Source organism: Streptomyces sp. NPDC057302 (genome assembly GCF_042667685.1).
In the GTDB taxonomy this organism is placed as follows: Bacteria; Actinomycetota; Actinomycetes; order Streptomycetales; family Streptomycetaceae; genus Streptomyces.
In genome coordinates this window covers 12,615-29,454 of the sequence record NZ_JBHUZJ010000025.1, presented here as the reverse complement: position 1 = coordinate 29,454, position 16,840 = coordinate 12,615, and the positions used below count along the sequence as shown (strand labels likewise).

Genomic DNA, 16,840 nt, shown 5'->3' with positions numbered 1-16,840 from the left:
CGTCTTCGCATGCTTCAACGCCGGGAAACGGGTGAGGGTTCCCGGCCGCCTCCGAGGAGTTGGCCGGGAGGCCCGGCCTCAGCCCCCGTAGACGTGCGGAGCGAGGGTGCCGACGAACGGCAGGTTGCGGTACTTCTCCGCGTAGTCCAGGCCGTACCCGATGACGAACTCGTTCGGGATGTCGAAGCCGACCCACTCCACGTCGATCGCGACCTTGGCCGCCTCGGGCTTGCGCAGCAGCGTGCACACCTTCAGCGACGCGGGCTCGCGCGAGCCGAGGTTGGAGAGCAGCCAGGACAGCGTCAGTCCGGAGTCGATGATGTCCTCGACGATCAGGACGTGCTTGCCCTTGATGTCGGTGTCCAGGTCCTTGAGGATCCGCACCACGCCGGAGGACTGGGTGCCCGCGCCGTACGACGACACGGCCATCCAGTCCATGGTGAGCGGGGTGGACAGCGCACGCGCCAGGTCCGCCATGACCATCACCGCACCCTTGAGCACGCCGACGATCAGCAGGTCCTTGCCCGCGTACTCCGCGTCGATCTTGGCGGCCAGCTCAGCCAGCTTCGCGTCGATCTCTTCCTTGGTGATGAGCACCGACTGAAGGTCGGTGCCCATGTCTTTCGCGTCCACCCGCATCACTTTCGGTCGTCCGTCACACCGGCTGTGTGAGGCCCGTGAGCCTCTCGGTCAACAGCCTTGCCGGATCACCAGTCTGCCACCCTGGCGTTGGGCGACGACTTTGCCCGGGAGATTGATGGCCCCCTGGCCGCGCCAGCCCGTGATCAGCCGGTCGACCTCTTCGAGATGCCGGGCGAACAGCGCACCGGCCGGGGCGCCCGCCTCGATGGCGGCGCGGCGCACGATGCGGCGGCGGACGGCGGGCGGCAGGGCGTAGAGCTTGGCGCACTCCAGGAGTCCCGCGGCGTCGCGCACCGAAGCCTCCGCCTGTGCGGCCCAGTGGTCCAGGGCGTCGGCGTCGTCCCGGGACAACTGGGCCGTACGGGCGAGTGCTTCCACGACGCCCTTGCCGAGCGCCTTCTCCAGGGCGGGCAGGCCTTCGTGCCGCAGCCGGGAACGCGTGTAGGCGGGGTCGGTGTTGTGCGGGTCGTCCCAGACGGGCAGCGACTGGACCATGCAGGCCTTGCGGGCGGTCTGCCGGTCGATGTGCAGGAAGGGGCGGCGGTAGCGGCGGTCGGCCCCTGGTCCGCCGGACACGGCCGCCATCCCGGAGAGGGAGCGGATGCCGGAGCCGCGGGCGAGACCGAGCAGGACGGTCTCCGCCTGGTCGTCACGGGTGTGGCCGAGCAGGATCGCTGCGGCGCCGTGCCGTTCGGCCACGGCGTCCAGTGCGCCGTATCTCGCGTCGCGGGCCGCGGCTTCGGGGCCGCCCTCCCTGCCGACGGCGACGGCGACGGACTCGATGGGGTCCAGGCCGAGGGCGGTGAGCCGCGAGACGACCTCGGCGGCGCGCAGATCGGACCCGTCCTGCAGTCCGTGGTCGACGGTGACGCCGCCGGCGCGGATGCCGAGTTTGGGGGCCTCGAAGGCGAGGGCGGAGGCGAGCGCCATGGAGTCGGCGCCGCCGGAGCACGCGACGAGGACGAGTGGCGTCGTGGCCTGCTCGCGTGGAGGGTGGGGGTGAGCGGGGCGCGGGGAGAGGACTTGCTGGGGGCTGCGCTGTGCTTCGGGGCGCCTTGGGGCGGCACGGTGGACGTCGGTGCGCTGTACGTCGGTCAGTACGTCGTGGAGTACGCGGCGGACCGCCAGGCGTATCGCCGCGACCGCAGGATGGGGACCCATGTCCGGTTCCCTTCATGAAGTTCGGGGGTGAGCCTCGGACCTGTCACTCAGGACCACATTCGCGAGATCGGGCCTCAGGCAGATCCCACGAGGTTAGTCACTCAGAGTGTGTCGATGGTGACAGAGCCGAGCCGTTCCCCGAGCATTGCACGCCTACCCATGGCTCACGGTCCCTCGGACGGGTGATTGCGGAGGCGTTCTCCTGCCATCGGCCGCAACTCGCTCCCCTACTGACCTCACTCTCCCTTACGGTGCACCCGCGCGACCCAGTCCGCCGGTTTGGCGATCTCCGACTTGGTGGGCAGCGTGTTCGGCGAAGTCCACACCCGGTTGAAGCCGTCCATTCCGACCTCGCCGACGACCGCGCGCACGAAACGCTCGCCGTCCCGGTATTGGCGCAATTTCGCGTCGAGGCCGAGCAGCTTGCGCAGGGCCTGGTCAAGGCGGCTCGCCCCGCGCGCCCTGCGCTGCTGGAACTTCTCCCGGATCTCGCCGACGGAGGGCACCACGTCCGGGCCCACGCCGTCCATCACGAAGTCGGCGTGCCCCTCCAGGAGCGACATGACGGCCGTGAGGCGGGCGAGGATCTCGCGCTGGGCGGGGGTCTGCACCAGCTCCACGATGGAGCGGCCCCCGTCGTCCTCCTCGCCGTCGGGACGGCCGCCCGCGAGGGACTGGGCCGCTTCCCTGATGCGCTCGATGACCGTCATCGGATCGACTTCGGTCTCGGAGAGGAATGACTGGATCTCCCCCTCCAGGTGGTCCCGCAGCCACGGCACGGCCGAGAACTGCGTGCGGTGCGTCTCCTCGTGAAGGCACACCCAGAGCCTGAAGTCATGGGGGTTCACGTCGAGTTCGCGCTCTACGTGCACGATGTTCGGCGCCACGAGGAGGAGCCTGCCGCCGCCGTGCTCCCCCGCCGGGAGGTCGCGGGTGGCCGGGGCGAACGTCTCGTACTGCCCGAGGACGCGCGAGGCGAGGAAGGAGAGCAGCATCCCGAGCTCGACGCCGGTGACCTTGCCGCCGACCGCGCCGAGCATGGCGCCGCCCGGTCCGCTGCGCCGGTCCTGCATCTTGTCCAGGAGGGGCTTGAGGATCTCCCGGAACCCGGCGACGTTCGCCTTGATCCACCCGGCCCTGTCCACCACGAGCACCGGGGTGTCGTGAATGTCCTCCGTGCCCATCCGGGTGAAGGAACGGACGTGCTCCTCCGAGGACTTCGCATGCTTCCGGAGCTCGGCGACGATGGCCCGCGCCTCGTCCCGGCTCACTTCTGGACCCGGCCGGACGAGCCGGGTCGCGGTCGCCACCGCGAGATTCCAGTCGACCATCTCCGCACCACCGATGCTCGTCATGCGTCAACGGTACGTGGTCGACTCCGCCAGCGGAGGGGGTTGAGCCCCGAGATTGCCCTACTCCGGGCCCGTAGGGGTCAACGGGAAGGGATCGCTTCCCGTGACCGCCGCTGCCTCCGCCCACCACCGACCCGGCGACACGAGCGCGGCCACGACACCGCCCCACCGGCCGGGGGTACGGGGGTTGCCCCCGGAAAAACTCAGCCGGTCGACCGTCTCCGCACCACCGATGCTCCCCACCGCCACCAGCACGCAGCCGTCTCCGCCCACTCACGAGGCGGAGGCCCGAACGCGCCCTACTCCGGGCCCGTAGGGGTCAACGGGAAGGGATCGCCTCCCGTGACCGCCGCTGCCTCCGCCCACCACCGACCCGGCGACACGAGCGCGGCCACGACACCGCCCCACCGGCCGGAGGTACGGGGGTTGCCCCCGGAAAAACACAGCCAGTCGACCATCTCCGCACCACCGATGCTCCCCACCGCCACCAGCACGCAGCCGTCTCCGCCCACTCACGAGGCGGAGGCCCGAACGCGCCCTACTCCGGGCCCATAGGGGTCACCGGCACCCGCACTTCGCCACCCCCGAAGCCATCCGGTCGAGTGCCGCCTGGGCCGCCTTGGGGTCCGTGGTGCCTGTGGTCATGAAGGCGAAGACCAGGAGGCGGCCGTCCGTGTCCACGACCGTGCCCGCGAGGGTGTTCACGCCCGTCAGGGTGCCTGTTTTGGCGCGTACGACGCCTGTGCCCGGGGCGTCCTTGGGGTAGCGGTCGACCAGGGTGCCCGTGAAGCCGGCCACCGGGAGGCCCGTCACCACCGAGCGCAGTTCGGGGTGGGCGGGGTCGGCGGCGCGGGCCAGGAGCGCGGCGAGCAGTTCGGCCGAGCTGCGGTCGGCCCGGTCCAGGCCGCTGCCGTCGGCGAACTTCGTGCCGGCCAGCGGCAGCCGCGCCTTCTTCAGCTGGGCGTCGATGGCCCTGCCCGCGCCGTCGAAGCTCACCGGCTCCTTCGCCGCGAGGGCCGTCTGGCGGGCCAGCGCCTCGGCGATGTCGTTGTCGCTGTGCGTCAGCATCCGCTCGACGAGCGCCGAGAGCGGCGGGGACTCGACCTTGGCGAGCGACTCGGCGCGTTCCGAGGCCTTGGACGGGCCGGGGGTCTTCTTCTCCTTGTCCCCGGTGCCGGTGCCGGCGTCGATGCCCTCCTCCTTGAGGAGCTCCGCGAACTTCTTCGCCGCGTCGCCCGCCGGGTCCCCCGAACGCGGTGCGGGACCACTGGAGGAGTCGTCCAGGCGGCCCTCGTCGGCCATCAGGGCGCTGACCAGCGTGAGGTTCTCGTTCGGGCCGATGGGGTGCTGCTGCTCCCCGGAGTAGAGGGAGGTGTCGTACGACAGGTTCACCTTGTCGGCGCCACGGTCCTTCAGGGCCCGCGCGGTGTCCTGCGCCAGATCGCGCAGGCTCGCCGCGCTGTCGGCGTAGGGGCCGTCCTTGCGGGCGGTGAGCGTGGGATCGCCGCCTCCCACCAGGACGACGTCCTTCGAGTCCGGCTCGATGACCGCCTTCGTGGTGATGCGGTGGTCGGCACCGGCCGAGGTCAGCGCCGCGACCGCCGTGGCGATCTTGGTGGTGGACGCGGGCGTCAGGGCGTCGCCGCCCCCCTTGCCGTAGACCCGGCGCCCGGTGCCCGCGTCGATGACGACCCCGGAGCGCTCGGGGCCGAGCGCCTTGTCCTTCAGGAGCGGATCGAGGACGCCCGCGAGCGCCTTGCCGTCCGGAGCGGGCGCGGAGCCGCCGTGCACGGAACCCAAGGGTGCGCCGAGCCCCCTGAGCACGGAGGGGGCGCTCGGGGCGGCCGCCGGCGCTCGTCCGGACGTACGACCGCCGTGATCTGCACCACCCCCGGCCTCCTGAGAAGCCGCCCAGTCCCGCTCGGCCGTACGCTGACCCGAGGAGTCCCAGGGGCCGGCCGCGGCCACCGCACCGGCCGCGACAGCGACTCCGACGGTGGCGGCACCCACCGTGAGCTGCCAGGTCTTGAGCTTCGCAGGAGTTCTGAGAACGGCAGGGATCTTGGGAGCCGGAGGCTTGGGGAGCTGCCCCAGTTGCCCCCGAACCCGCTGCCAGGTCTTCTGCCAAGGCTTGAGCTCGGGCACGACGACCAGCCCCTTTCGCGATCACACATCTGCGTGAGGGACACTTAACCACCCGAAGTATGTGCTGATCATGGAGGAGCCACCCGTGGAGTTCGACGTCACCATCGAGATTCCGAAGGGTTCGCGGAACAAGTACGAGGTGGACCACGAGACCGGCCGGATCCGCCTGGACCGTCGCCTCTTCACGTCGACCAGCTACCCCGCTGACTACGGATTCGTCGAGAACACCCTCGGCGAGGACGGTGACCCGCTGGACGCCCTCGTCATCCTGGACGAGCCGACCTTCCCGGGCTGCCTCATCAAGTGCCGCGCGATCGGCATGTTCCGGATGACCGACGAGGCGGGCGGCGACGACAAGCTGCTCTGCGTCCCGGCGTCGGACCCCCGCGTGGAGCACCTGCGCGACATCCACCACGTCTCCGAGTTCGACCGCCTGGAGATCCAGCACTTCTTCGAGGTCTACAAGGACCTGGAGCCCGGCAAGTCCGTCGAGGGCGCCGACTGGGTCGGCCGCGCGGACGCCGAGGCCGAGATCGAGAAGTCGTACAAGCGCGCGGAGGCGCAGGGTCACTGAGTGCCCCTACCCCGACACTGACGGGCCGCGCGATCTTCACGGAGACCGCGCGGCCCGTTCGCGTATCTGTGCGCATACTGTTCGTACTGGAGGTGCGCAAGGTTCGTATGTGGGAGCGAGGCAGTGAAAGTGGCTGACCAGGAGGCCGAAGACCGTAAGCCACAGTCGGATGAGGCACGGAGTGCGTTCACTCAGCCCACCGGTGTGATTCCGCAGCCACCGGCGCCCGAGGACGAGTCGCAGACCACCTCGGAGTTCGCGATCCCGACCGGACTGCCGAACCTGTCGTCCCCGAATCTCGCGTCGACCACCCAGGAGACCGAGAAGTCGGCGTTCACCACGCCGAACACCTACAGCTCGCGCAACGCGCCCCCCGCCTTCACGCCCCCGCACGGCATTCCCCTGGTGAAGCTCACCAAGGAGACGCCCTGGCAGGACCAGATGCGCACGATGCTGCGCATGCCGGTCGCCGAGCGGCCCACTCCGGAGGCCTCGCAGAAGCACGAGGACGAGACCGGGCCCGCCGTGCCGCGCGTGCTCGACCTGACGCTGCGTATCGGCGAGCTGCTGCTCGCCGGCGGTGAGGGCGCCGAGGACGTGGAGGCGGCGATGTTCGCCGTCTGCCGCAGCTACGGCCTGGACCGCTGCGAGCCGACCGTGACGTTCACGCTGCTCTCCATCTCGCACCAGCCGTCCCTGGTGGACGACCCGGTCACCGCGTCGAGGACCGTGCGCCGCCGGGGCACCGACTACACGCGTCTCGCGTCCGTCTTCCAGCTGGTGGACGACATCAGCGACCCGGAGAGCGAGATCTCCCTCGAGGAGGCGTACCGCCGTCTGGCGGCGATCCGCCGTAACCGCCACCCCTACCCCGGCTGGGCGCTCACGGCGGCCGGCGGGCTGCTCGCGGGCTCGGCTTCCGTGCTCGTCGGCGGTGGCGCCCTGGTCTTCGTGATCGCGGCGGTCGGCGCGATGCTCGGCGACCGTCTGGCCTGGCTGTGCGCGGGCCGCGGGCTTCCGGAGTTCTACCAGTTCGTGGGGGCCGCGATGCCGCCCGCCGCGATGGGCGTCACGCTCAGCCTCGTGCACTCCCAGGAGGTCAACGCGTCCGCGGTGATCACGGGTGGCCTCTTCGCGCTGATCCCGGGAAGAGCCCTGGTGGCAGGCGTCCAGGACGGTCTGACCGGCTACTACATCACTGCGGCGGCCCGCCTCCTCGAGGTCTGCTACCTCGTCGTGGGCATCGTCTGCGGCGTCCTGCTGGTGCTCTCGCTCGGCGTGATGCTGGACGCGACGAGCCTGCGGCCCGAGACGACGTTCGTGGCGGTCGACTCGCGCCCGGTGATCCAGATCCTGGCGTCGATGGCGCTGAGTCTCGCCTTCGCGATATTGCTCCAGCAGGAACGTCACACCGTGCTCATCGTGACCCTCAACGGCGGTATCGCCTGGGTCATGTTCGGCGCACTCGCGCAGACGTCCCTCGAACTCTCGCCGGTCGCGGCGACGGCCATCGCGGCCGGGCTCGTGGGCCTGTTCGGGCAGCTCTTCTCGCGCTACCGCTTCGCCTCTTCACTGCCGTACGTCACCGCTGCCATCGGCCCGCTGCTGCCCGGTAGCGCCACGTACTTCGGGCTGCTGGCGCTCGCCCAGAACGACATGAACACGGGCATCAACTCGCTCACCAAGGCGGCGGCGACGGCACTGGCCATCGCGATCGGCGTGAACCTGGGCAGCGAGGTCTCGCGCCTGATCCTCAAGATCCCGGGCGCCACGACGGCGGCGAACCGCCGCGCGGCCAAGCGGACGCGCGGCTTCTGATCTAGCGCTTCGCGTGCCGGCCGCGCGACGCCGGGGGTGCACCGGGGGTGTCGCCCTCGGCGGCTGCCGCCTTCTTGGACTTGCTGCGGGCCCGCAGGAACTCGATCGCGATCGGCACCACCGAGATCAGGACGATCAGGATGAGGATCGCCTCGATGTTCTTGTGCACGAACTTGATGTTGCCGAGCCACGCGCCGAGCATCGTGACGCCCGCGCCCCAGAGGACGCCGCCGATGATGTTGAACGTGATGAACGAGCGGTACCGCATGCCGCTGACGCCCGCGATGATCGGCGTGAACGTCCGCACGATGGGCACGAAGCGGGCCAGGACCAGGGACTTGGGGCCGTACTTCTCGAAGAACTCGTGCGCCTTGACCACGTTCTCCTGCTTGAACAGCTTGGAGTCCGGGCGGTTGAAGAGCGAGGGGCCGACCTTCTTGCCGAAGAGGTAGCCCGCCTGGTCGCCGAGGATCGCGGCGATGCAGATGAGGACGACGCAGAGCCAGAGCGGGAAGTCCAGCTGATTCGTCGTGATCAGCAGGCCCGTCGTGAACAGCAGCGAGTCACCCGGCAGGAAGAAGCCGATGAGCAGGCCCGACTCGGCGAAGACGATCGCGAGCAGACCCCAGACCCCGAACGTGTTCAGGAGGTAATCCGGGTCCAGCCAGCTTGGTCCGAGCGCAAGCGTCGTCACGGTTCCGGGCTCCTGAGGGGTGAGAGGGCGATGCGGCGGGGACGGCCGCCCAAAGCTATCAACGCGAGGTGACGTGCCCAGGTTCCACTGCTCTTCCCAGGGTGCACCCTGCGTGATCTGAGACAAGCTGTGTGACATGGGTATCGAAGATTTCGGCGGCGGCACCGACCCGCACTCCGACGTACTGGTCGTGACGACGAACGACGTACCGGGCTACCGCGTACAACAGGTTATCGGTGAGGTCTTCGGCCTCACCGTCCGCTCCCGGCACCTGGGCAGCCAGCTCGGCGCAGGCCTGAAGTCCATGATCGGCGGCGAGTTGAAGGGCCTCACGAAGACGCTGGTGGAGACCCGCAACCAGGCCATGGAGCGCCTCATCGAGCAGGCACGCGCGCGGGGCGCCAACGCGGTCCTGATGATGCGCTTCGACGTCACCGAGGCCGCCGACGTGGGTACGGAGGTGTGCGCCTACGGCACGGCGGCCGTGATCGTTCAGGAGCAGTGACACCACGGCTAAGGGAGCACCACGCGTAAGGGGCACCCGCGACAGGCGGGTGCCCCTTACCGATCCCGTGGTACCGATCCCGTGCTCAGCCGTTGCGCGCCGCGTTCGCCAGCATCGCGTCCCGCATGTAGCTCGCGAGGCCCGGCCGGATGGCCTCGTAGGTGGCCGTGAACCGCTCGTCCGCCACGTACATCTCGCCGAGGCAGGTGTGGATCTCGTACGAGCAGTCGTAGTGGAAGCGGCAGATGAAGCCGCGGTGCTCCTCCGCGACGTCCATCGCCTCCGTGGAGTCCGCGGGCAGACCCCTGGCGAGCGCGTCGGCCATGCGCGCGTGCACGGCGGCGAACTCGTCGTTGATCCGCTGCCAGTCCTCCTTGGTGTACGAGGCGGCCTTGCGCTGCGATTCCTTGTAGGCGTCGGTGTCGCCCCAGCGCCGCTCGACCTCCTGCGCGTACTGGTCGGGGTCGTGGTCCCCGAAGACCTCGAACTTCTCCTCGGGCGTGAGGTTGATGCCCATCTTCTTCGCCTCCATGGCGGTCTCGACGGCGGCGGCCATCTCCTGGAGCCTGGTGATCCGGGCGGTCAGCAGCTCGTGCTGGCGGCGCAGGTGCGCGCGCGGGTCCGTCTCCGGGTCGTCCAGGAGTGCCGCCACCTGGTCCAGGGGGAAGCCGAGCTCCCGGTAGAACAGGATCTGCTGAAGCCGGTCCAGGTCGCCGTCGCTGTAGCGCCGGTGGCCCGCGTGGCTGCGCTCGCCCGGCACGAGCAGGCCGATCTCGTCGTAGTGGTGCAGCGTGCGCACCGTCACTCCGGCGAAACCGGCGACCTGTCCCACGGAGTAGCTCATGGCTCCCGCCCTCTTTCTCGGTACGCACCTCAGCCTGGGTCCTCACGTGACGTGAGGTGCAAGTGCAGACCCCGGCAGCCGCCCATATCCTCGCCAGCAGGGGCGTGCGAACCCCGGACAGCAGACCTCAGCCACGAGGAGACCCGCCCATGCCGCTCCACCACAGTGAGGACCCGAACGGCGACTCCAAGGGGCGGGGGCGCACCCTCGCGGTGAACCCCTTCTACGGAGAGGCCAACCCGGTCAGCGGCATGAGCGAGGCGCCGCCCAAGCATCGCCTCCCCGACGGGCCCCTGCCACCCACGACGGCGTACCAGCTGGTGCACGACGAGCTGATGCTGGACGGCAACTCCCGCCTCAACCTCGCCACCTTCGTCACGACGTGGATGGAGCCGCAGGCCGACGTCCTCATGTCGGAGTGCCGGGACAAGAACATGATCGACAAGGACGAGTATCCGCACACGGCCGAGCTGGAGCGGCGCTGCGTGGCCATGCTCGCCGACCTGTGGCACGCGCCGGACCCCTCGGGCGCCGTCGGCTGCTCGACGACCGGGTCCAGCGAGGCGTGCATGCTCGCCGGGATGGCGCTCAAGCGCCGCTGGGCCAAGGCCAAGCGGAACATCGACCGCTATCCGTCCCCCACCGCGCGCCCCAACCTCGTCATGGGGGTCAACGTCCAGGTCTGCTGGGACAAGTTCTGCAACTTCTGGGAGGTCGAGGCGCGCCAGGTCCCCATGGAGGGCGACCGCTACCACCTCGACGCGGAGGCCGCCGCCGAGCTGTGCGACGAGAACACGATCGGCGTCGTGGCGGTGCTCGGCTCCACCTTCGACGGGTCGTACGAGCCGGTGGCCGAGCTCTGCGCGGCCCTGGACGACCTCCAGGAGCGCACCGGGCTCGACATCCCCGTGCACGTCGACGGCGCGTCCGGCGCGATGGTGGCGCCGTTCCTCGACGAGGACCTGGAGTGGGACTTCCGCCTGCCGAGGGTCGCCTCGATCAACACGTCGGGCCACAAGTACGGCCTGGTCTATCCGGGCGTCGGCTGGGCGCTGTGGCGGGACGCGGACGCGCTGCCGGAGGAGCTGGTGTTCCGGGTGAACTACCTCGGCGGTGACATGCCGACGTTCGCGCTGAACTTCTCCCGGCCGGGAGCGCAGGTCGTCGCGCAGTACTACACGTTCCTGCGCCTGGGCCGCGAGGGCTATCGCGCCGTCCAGCAGGCGGCCAGGGACGTCGCCCGCGGCCTCGCGGACCGCATCGAGGCCCTCGACGACTTCCGGCTGATCACCCGCGGCGACCAGCTGCCGGTGTTCGCCTTCACCACGCGGGACGACGTGAAGGCGTACGACGTCTTCGACGTGTCCCGGCGGCTCCGCGAGCGCGGCTGGCTGGTCCCCGCGTACACCTTCCCGGCCCACCGCGAGGATCTGGCGGTGCTCCGCGTGGTCTGCCGCAACGGCTTCACGGCGGACCTCGCGGAGCTCTTCCTGGCCGATCTGAGCAGCCTGGTGCCCGAACTGCGGCGCCAGCCGCACCCCTTCACCCGGGACAAGGACGCGGCCACCGGGTTCCACCACTAGGTTTCGCCGCTGGGTTCCGCCACTGGGTTCCGCCACGAGGAGCCTGGCGCGAACGTCATTACTTACTGAGCGCGCCGAACCTCCGTACCGCCAGCGGCAGGAACACCCCCACGAGCACCACGGGCCACACCACGGCAAGGAGGCCCGCATGTTCGGCGGCCCATGACGTGCCCACCACCCCGGGGTCGTTGCCGAACAGGTCGCGCACCGCCGTGGCCGTGGCCGACATCGGGTTCCACTCGACCGCCGCGCCCAGCCACCCCGGCATGTTCTGCGGGACCGTGAAGGCGTTGGAGAGGAAGCCGACCGGCCAGACCAGGACCTGCACGGCCACCACCATCTCCGGCCGGCCCGCGACCATCGCCAGGTGGATGCCGATCCACAGCATCGCGAACCGCAGCAGGAGCAGCAGGCCCACCGCGCCGAGCGCCGCACCGAACGAGCCGTGCCAGCGCCAGCCGATGGCGAGGCCGACGCCGATCATGACGAGCAGCGAGGCGAGCGACTGCAGCATGTCCGCGACCGAACGGCCGACCAGGACCGCCCCGTTGGTCATCGGCAGGGACCTGAAGCGGTCGATCACGCCCTTGTTGAGGTCCTGCGTGACGGCGACCATCGTCGCGTCCAGGCCGAAGGCCATGGTCAGCGCGAACATGCCGGGCACCAGGAACTCGGCGTAGTCGCCCGCGATGCCCTTTCCGCCGCCGATCAGGTAGTTGAACATCAGCAGCAGCATCACCGGGAAGACCAGGCCGACGAGCACCTGCACCGGCTGCCGCGCCCAGTGCGCGAGTTCGCGCCGCGTCATGGTCCAGGAGTCGACCGCGGCCCACCTTGCGGCCGTGCCGCCGGTCACCGGCGTACGGCCCGGCGCGGGGGTACGGCTGATCGTCGTCGTGCTCACACGGCCTCCTTCGTACGTTCCTGCTCCTGCGCACGGCCCGTCCGATCGCCCGCGGGTCCCGTCAGGCGCAGGAACACCTCGTCCAGGGTCGGCCTGCGCACCGCGATGTCCTCCGCCTCCACGCCGGCCTCCCGCAGGGCCTGTACGACCCCGGTGAGCGCCGCCATCCGGTCCGCCACCGGCGCGCTGGCCAGGCGCCGGTCCGCGTCCAGCGTGGCGTCGCCCGGCAGCAGCCGCGCCACGAGCTCCAGTTGGGCCGCGTCCCGCACCACCACGTCGATCCGGTCACCGCCCGTCATGGACTTCAGCTCGTCCGCCGTGCCGTTCGCGATGACCCGGCCCCGGTCGATCACCGAGATGCGGTCGGCGAGCTGATCCGCCTCTTCGAGGTACTGCGTGGTCAGGAGCACCGTCGTACCGCCGTCGACCAGCGAGCGCACCGCCTCCCAGACCTCCGTGCGGCCCCGCGGGTCCAGGCCCGTGGTCGGTTCGTCGAGGAACAGCACGTCGGGCTCCGTGATGAGCGAGGCCGCGAGGTCCAGACGGCGCCGCATGCCGCCGCTGTACTGCTTGACCGCCTTGCGTCCGGTGTCCCCGAGCCCGAAGCGCTCCAGGAGCTCGTCGGCCCGCACGCGCGCGTGGCGTGCGCCCAGGTGGTAGAGCCGCCCGAACATGTCCAGGTTCTGCCGGCCGCTCAGCTCCTCGTCGAGCGCCGCGTGCTGGCCGAGCAGACCGATGCGCCTGCGCACCTCGTCCGGCTGCCTGCGCACGTCGTACCCGGCGACCTCCACCCTGCCCTCGTCCGGCCGCAGCAGCGTGGCGAGCACCCGCACCGCCGTGGTCTTGCCCGCGCCGTTCGGGCCGAGCACGCCGTGCACCGTGCCGCGCCCGACCGCCAGGTCCAGGCCGTCGAGCGCCCGCTTCTCCCCGTACCGCTTCCGTGCTCCCTCGACGACGATCGCGTCCGTCATCCGTCTCCCTCCGAGCCCTGCCGCCTCGTAGTCAAACTTGACTACGAGCTCAACGCGAAGGAAGGTATCCCCGAATCCAGAATTAGTCAAACTTGATCAGCGGACCTGATCAGCGGACCTGATCAGCGAACTTGATCAGCGGACCCGCCACCGTTGAACGCCGTAGCTCAGCGGTCGTCCTCCGCGTGCGCCTCCCCGGTCGCGTACGGGTTCTCCTCACCCTCGGCGAGTACGGCCACGAACGGCGCACCCTCCCCCGCGAACGTGTACGCACCGTCCTCGATCCGCTTGATCAGACCGCGCGTCCACTCCACGCCGCCGTCGGCCGTGTGGACCCAGAGATTCATGATCTCGCCGATGTGCCCGAGCTGCTCCGGGCCCTCCTCGGGGGTGTAGTACTCCGTGACGGACCTGCGCCACTCCTCGATGCCCCGCACCCGCTGCCGCAGCAGGTCGACCGCCTCGTCGCGGGGCAGGTCGACGATGAAGCCGAGGGCCGCCGAGAGCATGTCGGGGCGCTGGTCGTACGAGACCAGGTTCGAGCGGAGCAAGGTCAGGAACTCCTCCGTGCCCGCCTGCGTGATCTCGTACTCCGTGCGCGGCGGACCGCCCGCCGTCGACGGGGCGATCTCGTGCGCGACCAGCAGGCCTTGCTTGGCCATCTGCTTGAGCGCGTGGTAGATCGAGCCGGGTTTGGCGTTGGACCACTCGTGGGCGCCCCAGTACTCCAGGTCGTTGCGCACCTGATAGCCGTGGGCCCGTCCGTGCTGGCGGACGGCGCCGAGGACAAGGAGTCGGATCGCCGACATCAAAGCCACCTCCTTCACACTTCTAATCAACTTTGATTAGAGTAGCGGTCATGGCCGAGACAATGATCCCCTTGTTCCCCTGTCACGAGCTCGACGAGACCCTCGACTTCTACAAGGCCATCGGTTTCGAGGTGACCTTCCACCAGAAGGCGCCCAATCAGTACGCCGTGATCCGGCGCGGCGACATGGAGCTCCAGTTCTACCGGCTCAAGGGCTACGACCCGCAGGCCGCCCACAGCACCTGCTACGTGGTGACCGACCGCGTGGACACCCTCCACGACGCCTTCCGCACCGGGCTCAAGCAGCACCTCGGGCGGATACCGACCCGTGGCCTGCCCCGGCTCGGGGCCGTGAAGGACACCACCTACGGGGTACGGCAGTTCCTGATGACGGACCCGGCGGGCAACTGCGTCCGCGTCGGGCAGCCCATCGCCGAATCCTTCGAGCACGCGCCGGTCCCCCGCGAGAGGTACGCGCGCGCCCTGCACCAGGCCACCCTCCTGGGCGAGTCCAAGCAGGACCACGCGGCCGCACTCCGCATCATCGACCGCGCCCTCGCGGCGGACGGCACCCCCACCCCCGAACAGCTCCGGGAGCTCCACGCCCTGCGGGCGGAGATGGCCGCGCACCTCGCCGAGGAGGCTTAGCCCCAGCTCTCGCCGCGCTCAAGGGCCACCAGTTCGAAGGCCGTCTTGCCGTCGAGGGTCTCGCGGATGATGTCGGCGTGGCCCGAGTGCCGGGCCATCTCGCTGATCAGCCGGAGCAGCACCCACCGCGTCGACACGTCCTCCTTGGGGAACCACGGCTCGTCGGGGAGCGCGAAGGTCTCGTCCAGGGTGGGCCGGGACCGGACGAACTCCTCGGTCCGCCGGGCGACTTGACCCCAGTACGCGAGCACCGACTCGACGCTCTCGCCCTCGACGAGGCGGAAGCACTCGTCCCAGTTCGCCTCGGTGCGCTCGACGGCTGGGGCTACGCCCTTCGCCCGCGAGATCCAGCCGTCCTCGACCTCGGCGACGTGCTTGAGCAGCCCGGAGAGCGAGAGCTCGCTGGCGCTCGGCTTGCTGGCCGCCTGCTCGTCGGTCAGGCCGAGCAGGGCCCGCCGGATGCCGCCGCGCTCGGCGTCGAGGAAGGCGAGCAGCGCGCCGCGCTCGTCGCCGGGGGCCTCTGCGTTGACGTGGGTGACCATATGGTCCGCCTCTCCGAGCCTGTGGAGCCTGCCGGGCTTTCCGACACCCATGACGTTACGGACCCTTGCGGTCAGGTTCTGTCCGCAACGGAAGTCCTGTCCGCAAGGGAAGTCCTGACCACAAGGGTCCGGGAGTCGTCCTCAGAATCAGAAGGGGAAGCGGGAGCGGCCGTGCTGCACCGAGATCCACTGCTGCGTCGTGAACGCGTCCACCGTCGAGTCGCCGTTGAGGCGCCCGATGCCCGAGTGCTTCTCGCCGCCGAAGGGCACGATCGGCTCGTCGTGCACGGTGCCGTCGTTCACGTGGAACATGCCGCTGTTGATCCGCTGCGCGAACCGCACCCCGCGCTCGACGTCGGCCGTGTGGACGGCGCCGCTGAGCCCGTACGGGGTGTCGTTGGCGATCCGTACGGCCTCTTCCTCGCCGTCGAAGGGCACGAGGAGCGCGACCGGCCCGAAGATCTCCTGGTGCAGGACCGGGGCGTCGGCCGACAGGTCCGTGAGGACCGTGGGCGCCACCATGTTCCCCTCGGTGCTCCCGTGCAGGAGGGCCTTGGCGCCCGCGGCCACCGCCTGGGCGACGGTCTTCGTCACCGCGTCGGCCTGCGAGGAGTTGATCAGCGGGCCGATGTGGGTCGCCGGGTCCGCCGGGTCGCCGACCTTCAGGGACGCCACCTTGGCGACGAACTTCTCCGTGAACTCCGCCTCCAGGGAGCGGTCCACGAGGATGCGGTTGGCGGCCATGCAGACCTGGCCCTGGTGCACGAAGCGGCTGAAGACCGCCGCGTCCACGGCGTAGTCGACGTCCGCGCCGTCCAGGACGACGAGGGCGCTGTTGCCGCCGAGCTCCAGGATGGAGCGCTTGAAGTTCGCGGCGCAGACCGTGCCGACGTGGCGGCCCACGCGGTCCGAGCCGGTGAAGGAGATGACGCTGGGCACCGGGTGTTCGATGAACGCGTCACCGATCTCGGCGATGTCGGTGATGACCACGTTCAGGACGCCGGCCGGCAGGCCCGCGTCCTCGAACAGCTTCGCCAGGAAGCTGCCGCCCATCACGGGCGTGTTCTGGTGCGGCTTGAGCACCACCGCGTTGCCCAGGGCGAGCGCGGGGGCGACCGTCTTGAGGGAGAGCAGCAGCGGGAAGTTGAAGGGGCTGATGACGCCGACCACGCCCACCGGGACGCGGTAGAGGCGGTTCTCCTTGGTGCCGTCGGGCGACGGCAGGATGCGGCCCTCCGGCTGCAGCGCGACGTGCACGGCCTCGCGCAGGAACTCCTTGGTGAGGTGGATCTCGAAGGCGGCCTTGAGGCGGGTGCCGCCCAGCTCGGCCACGATCGCGTCGGATATCTCTTCCTCACGGTCCTCGACGATGCGCAGGGCACGCTCGAAGACGGCACGCCGGGCGTAGGGGTTGGTCGCACCCCACGCCTTCTGGGCGCGCTCGGCCGCTCGGTAGGCCTGGTCCACCTCGTCGGCCGTCGCCACGGTGATCGACGCGAGCTTCTCCCCGTCGTACGGATTGAAGTCGATGATGTCCCAGGAGCCGGAACCGGCCTTCCACTCACCGTCTATGTACTGGTGAGCCAGGTCAGTGAAGAAGGACGACATGAGACCCCTAGACGCAGACTGTGCAGTCAACTGATTTCACG

General features: G+C 70.0%; 16 protein-coding genes. 5 read left to right on the top strand and 11 right to left on the bottom strand.

All coding sequences use genetic code 11. The features are described 5' to 3' along the window. Positions 1-78: 78 nt before the first annotated feature. The 4 genes from hpt to dacB form a co-directional block, all read right to left on the bottom strand. Positions 79-639, bottom strand: a complete 561-nt coding sequence (gene hpt / locus ACFUPX_RS19385) for a hypoxanthine phosphoribosyltransferase (RefSeq protein WP_135330538.1) — start codon at positions 637-639, stop codon at positions 79-81. A 51-nt stretch (positions 640-690) separates the two neighbouring features. Further along, complete coding sequence (gene tilS / locus ACFUPX_RS19380) at positions 691-1,803, bottom strand: tRNA lysidine(34) synthetase TilS (RefSeq protein ID WP_383323528.1); 1,113 nt, start codon at positions 1,801-1,803, stop codon at positions 691-693. Positions 1,804-2,039: 236 nt separating this feature from the next. Next, the gene (locus tag ACFUPX_RS19375) at positions 2,040-3,158 is read right to left on the bottom strand and encodes a zinc-dependent metalloprotease (RefSeq protein WP_383323525.1); all 1,119 of its coding nucleotides are present in this window, start codon (positions 3,156-3,158) and stop codon (positions 2,040-2,042) included. 555 nt (positions 3,159-3,713) lie between these two features. After that, positions 3,714-5,300: a D-alanyl-D-alanine carboxypeptidase/D-alanyl-D-alanine-endopeptidase gene (dacB, locus tag ACFUPX_RS19370; protein WP_383323522.1), complete on the bottom strand. Its 1,587-nt coding sequence runs from the start codon at positions 5,298-5,300 to the stop codon at positions 3,714-3,716. Positions 5,301-5,385: 85 nt separating this feature from the next. Between dacB and ACFUPX_RS19365 the strand changes: the two genes are divergently transcribed. Together ACFUPX_RS19365 and ACFUPX_RS19360 are read left to right on the top strand one after the other, a co-directional pair. Continuing rightward, on the top strand, positions 5,386-5,874 hold the full coding sequence (locus ACFUPX_RS19365) for an inorganic diphosphatase (protein ID WP_135330561.1): 489 nt from the start codon (positions 5,386-5,388) through the stop codon (positions 5,872-5,874). Positions 5,875-5,997: 123 nt separating this feature from the next. Continuing rightward, positions 5,998-7,692: a threonine/serine exporter family protein gene (locus ACFUPX_RS19360; RefSeq protein WP_383323519.1), complete on the top strand. Its 1,695-nt coding sequence runs from the start codon at positions 5,998-6,000 to the stop codon at positions 7,690-7,692. 1 nt (position 7,693) lies between these two features. On the opposite strand, the gene ACFUPX_RS19355 is transcribed toward ACFUPX_RS19360, so the two are convergent. Beyond that, positions 7,694-8,386 (bottom strand): DedA family protein, encoded by a 693-nt coding sequence (locus ACFUPX_RS19355; RefSeq protein ID WP_383323516.1) that lies wholly within the window; start codon positions 8,384-8,386, stop codon positions 7,694-7,696. Between the two features lie 136 nt (positions 8,387-8,522). Between ACFUPX_RS19355 and ACFUPX_RS19350 the strand changes: the two genes are divergently transcribed. After that, on the top strand, positions 8,523-8,891 hold the full coding sequence (locus ACFUPX_RS19350) for a YbjQ family protein (RefSeq protein WP_383323513.1): 369 nt from the start codon (positions 8,523-8,525) through the stop codon (positions 8,889-8,891). Positions 8,892-8,976: 85 nt separating this feature from the next. On the opposite strand, the gene ACFUPX_RS19345 is transcribed toward ACFUPX_RS19350, so the two are convergent. Beyond that, positions 8,977-9,735 carry a MerR family transcriptional regulator gene (locus ACFUPX_RS19345; protein WP_383323510.1) on the bottom strand — a complete coding sequence of 253 codons (759 nt, stop codon included), beginning with the start codon at positions 9,733-9,735 and terminating at the stop codon, positions 8,977-8,979. A 149-nt stretch (positions 9,736-9,884) separates the two neighbouring features. On the opposite strand from ACFUPX_RS19345, the gene ACFUPX_RS19340 reads away from it, so the two are divergent. Next, a complete protein-coding gene (locus ACFUPX_RS19340; RefSeq protein ID WP_383323507.1) occupies positions 9,885-11,318 on the top strand; it encodes a glutamate decarboxylase in 1,434 nt (477 codons plus the stop codon). A gap of 58 nt (positions 11,319-11,376) precedes the next feature. Here the strand turns inward: ACFUPX_RS19340 and ACFUPX_RS19335 are convergent, their stop codons facing one another. The 3 genes from ACFUPX_RS19335 to ACFUPX_RS19325 all read right to left on the bottom strand — a co-directional run bounded on the left by ACFUPX_RS19335 (position 11,377) and on the right by ACFUPX_RS19325 (position 14,002). Continuing rightward, positions 11,377-12,222 carry an ABC transporter permease gene (locus ACFUPX_RS19335; RefSeq protein WP_383323504.1) on the bottom strand — a complete coding sequence of 282 codons (846 nt, stop codon included), beginning with the start codon at positions 12,220-12,222 and terminating at the stop codon, positions 11,377-11,379. Then, a complete protein-coding gene (locus ACFUPX_RS19330; protein WP_383323501.1) occupies positions 12,219-13,193 on the bottom strand; it encodes an ATP-binding cassette domain-containing protein in 975 nt (324 codons plus the stop codon). The genes ACFUPX_RS19335 and ACFUPX_RS19330 overlap by 4 nt, the downstream gene beginning before the upstream one ends. 167 nt (positions 13,194-13,360) lie before the next feature. Further along, entirely contained in the window at positions 13,361-14,002 is a 642-nt protein-coding gene (locus ACFUPX_RS19325) for a PadR family transcriptional regulator (protein ID WP_383323498.1), read from the bottom strand. Positions 14,003-14,052: 50 nt separating this feature from the next. On the opposite strand from ACFUPX_RS19325, the gene ACFUPX_RS19320 reads away from it, so the two are divergent. Next, a complete protein-coding gene (locus tag ACFUPX_RS19320) occupies positions 14,053-14,649 on the top strand; it encodes a bleomycin resistance protein (RefSeq protein ID WP_383323494.1) in 597 nt (198 codons plus the stop codon). Here the strand turns inward: ACFUPX_RS19320 and ACFUPX_RS19315 are convergent. Together ACFUPX_RS19315 and ACFUPX_RS19310 are read right to left on the bottom strand one after the other, a co-directional pair. After that, positions 14,646-15,191, bottom strand: a complete 546-nt coding sequence (locus ACFUPX_RS19315; protein WP_383323491.1) for a DinB family protein — start codon at positions 15,189-15,191, stop codon at positions 14,646-14,648. The genes ACFUPX_RS19320 and ACFUPX_RS19315 overlap by 4 nt on opposite strands. A 147-nt stretch (positions 15,192-15,338) precedes the next feature. Beyond that, positions 15,339-16,799 carry an aldehyde dehydrogenase family protein gene (locus tag ACFUPX_RS19310; RefSeq protein WP_383323488.1) on the bottom strand — a complete coding sequence of 487 codons (1,461 nt, stop codon included), beginning with the start codon at positions 16,797-16,799 and terminating at the stop codon, positions 15,339-15,341. Between the last annotated feature and the right edge of the window lie 41 nt (positions 16,800-16,840).

Excerpts from the sequence above, each read along its gene's own strand:
- hpt (WP_135330538.1), bottom strand. The coding sequence starts at position 639 with ATGCGGGTGGACGCGAAAGACATGGGCACCGACCTTCAGTCGGTGCTC.
- tilS (WP_383323528.1), bottom strand. The coding sequence starts at position 1,803 with ATGGGTCCCCATCCTGCGGTCGCGGCGATACGCCTGGCGGTCCGCCGC.
- ACFUPX_RS19375 (WP_383323525.1), bottom strand. The coding sequence starts at position 3,158 with ATGACGAGCATCGGTGGTGCGGAGATGGTCGACTGGAATCTCGCGGTG.
- ACFUPX_RS19350 (WP_383323513.1), top strand. The coding sequence starts at position 8,523 with ATGGGTATCGAAGATTTCGGCGGCGGCACCGACCCGCACTCCGACGTA.
- ACFUPX_RS19345 (WP_383323510.1), bottom strand. The coding sequence starts at position 9,735 with ATGAGCTACTCCGTGGGACAGGTCGCCGGTTTCGCCGGAGTGACGGTG.
- ACFUPX_RS19340 (WP_383323507.1), top strand. The coding sequence starts at position 9,885 with ATGCCGCTCCACCACAGTGAGGACCCGAACGGCGACTCCAAGGGGCGG.
- ACFUPX_RS19330 (WP_383323501.1), bottom strand. The coding sequence starts at position 13,193 with ATGACGGACGCGATCGTCGTCGAGGGAGCACGGAAGCGGTACGGGGAG.
- ACFUPX_RS19325 (WP_383323498.1), bottom strand. The coding sequence starts at position 14,002 with ATGTCGGCGATCCGACTCCTTGTCCTCGGCGCCGTCCGCCAGCACGGA.
- ACFUPX_RS19320 (WP_383323494.1), top strand. The coding sequence starts at position 14,053 with ATGGCCGAGACAATGATCCCCTTGTTCCCCTGTCACGAGCTCGACGAG.
- ACFUPX_RS19315 (WP_383323491.1), bottom strand. The coding sequence starts at position 15,191 with ATGGTCACCCACGTCAACGCAGAGGCCCCCGGCGACGAGCGCGGCGCG.
- ACFUPX_RS19310 (WP_383323488.1), bottom strand. The coding sequence starts at position 16,799 with ATGTCGTCCTTCTTCACTGACCTGGCTCACCAGTACATAGACGGTGAG.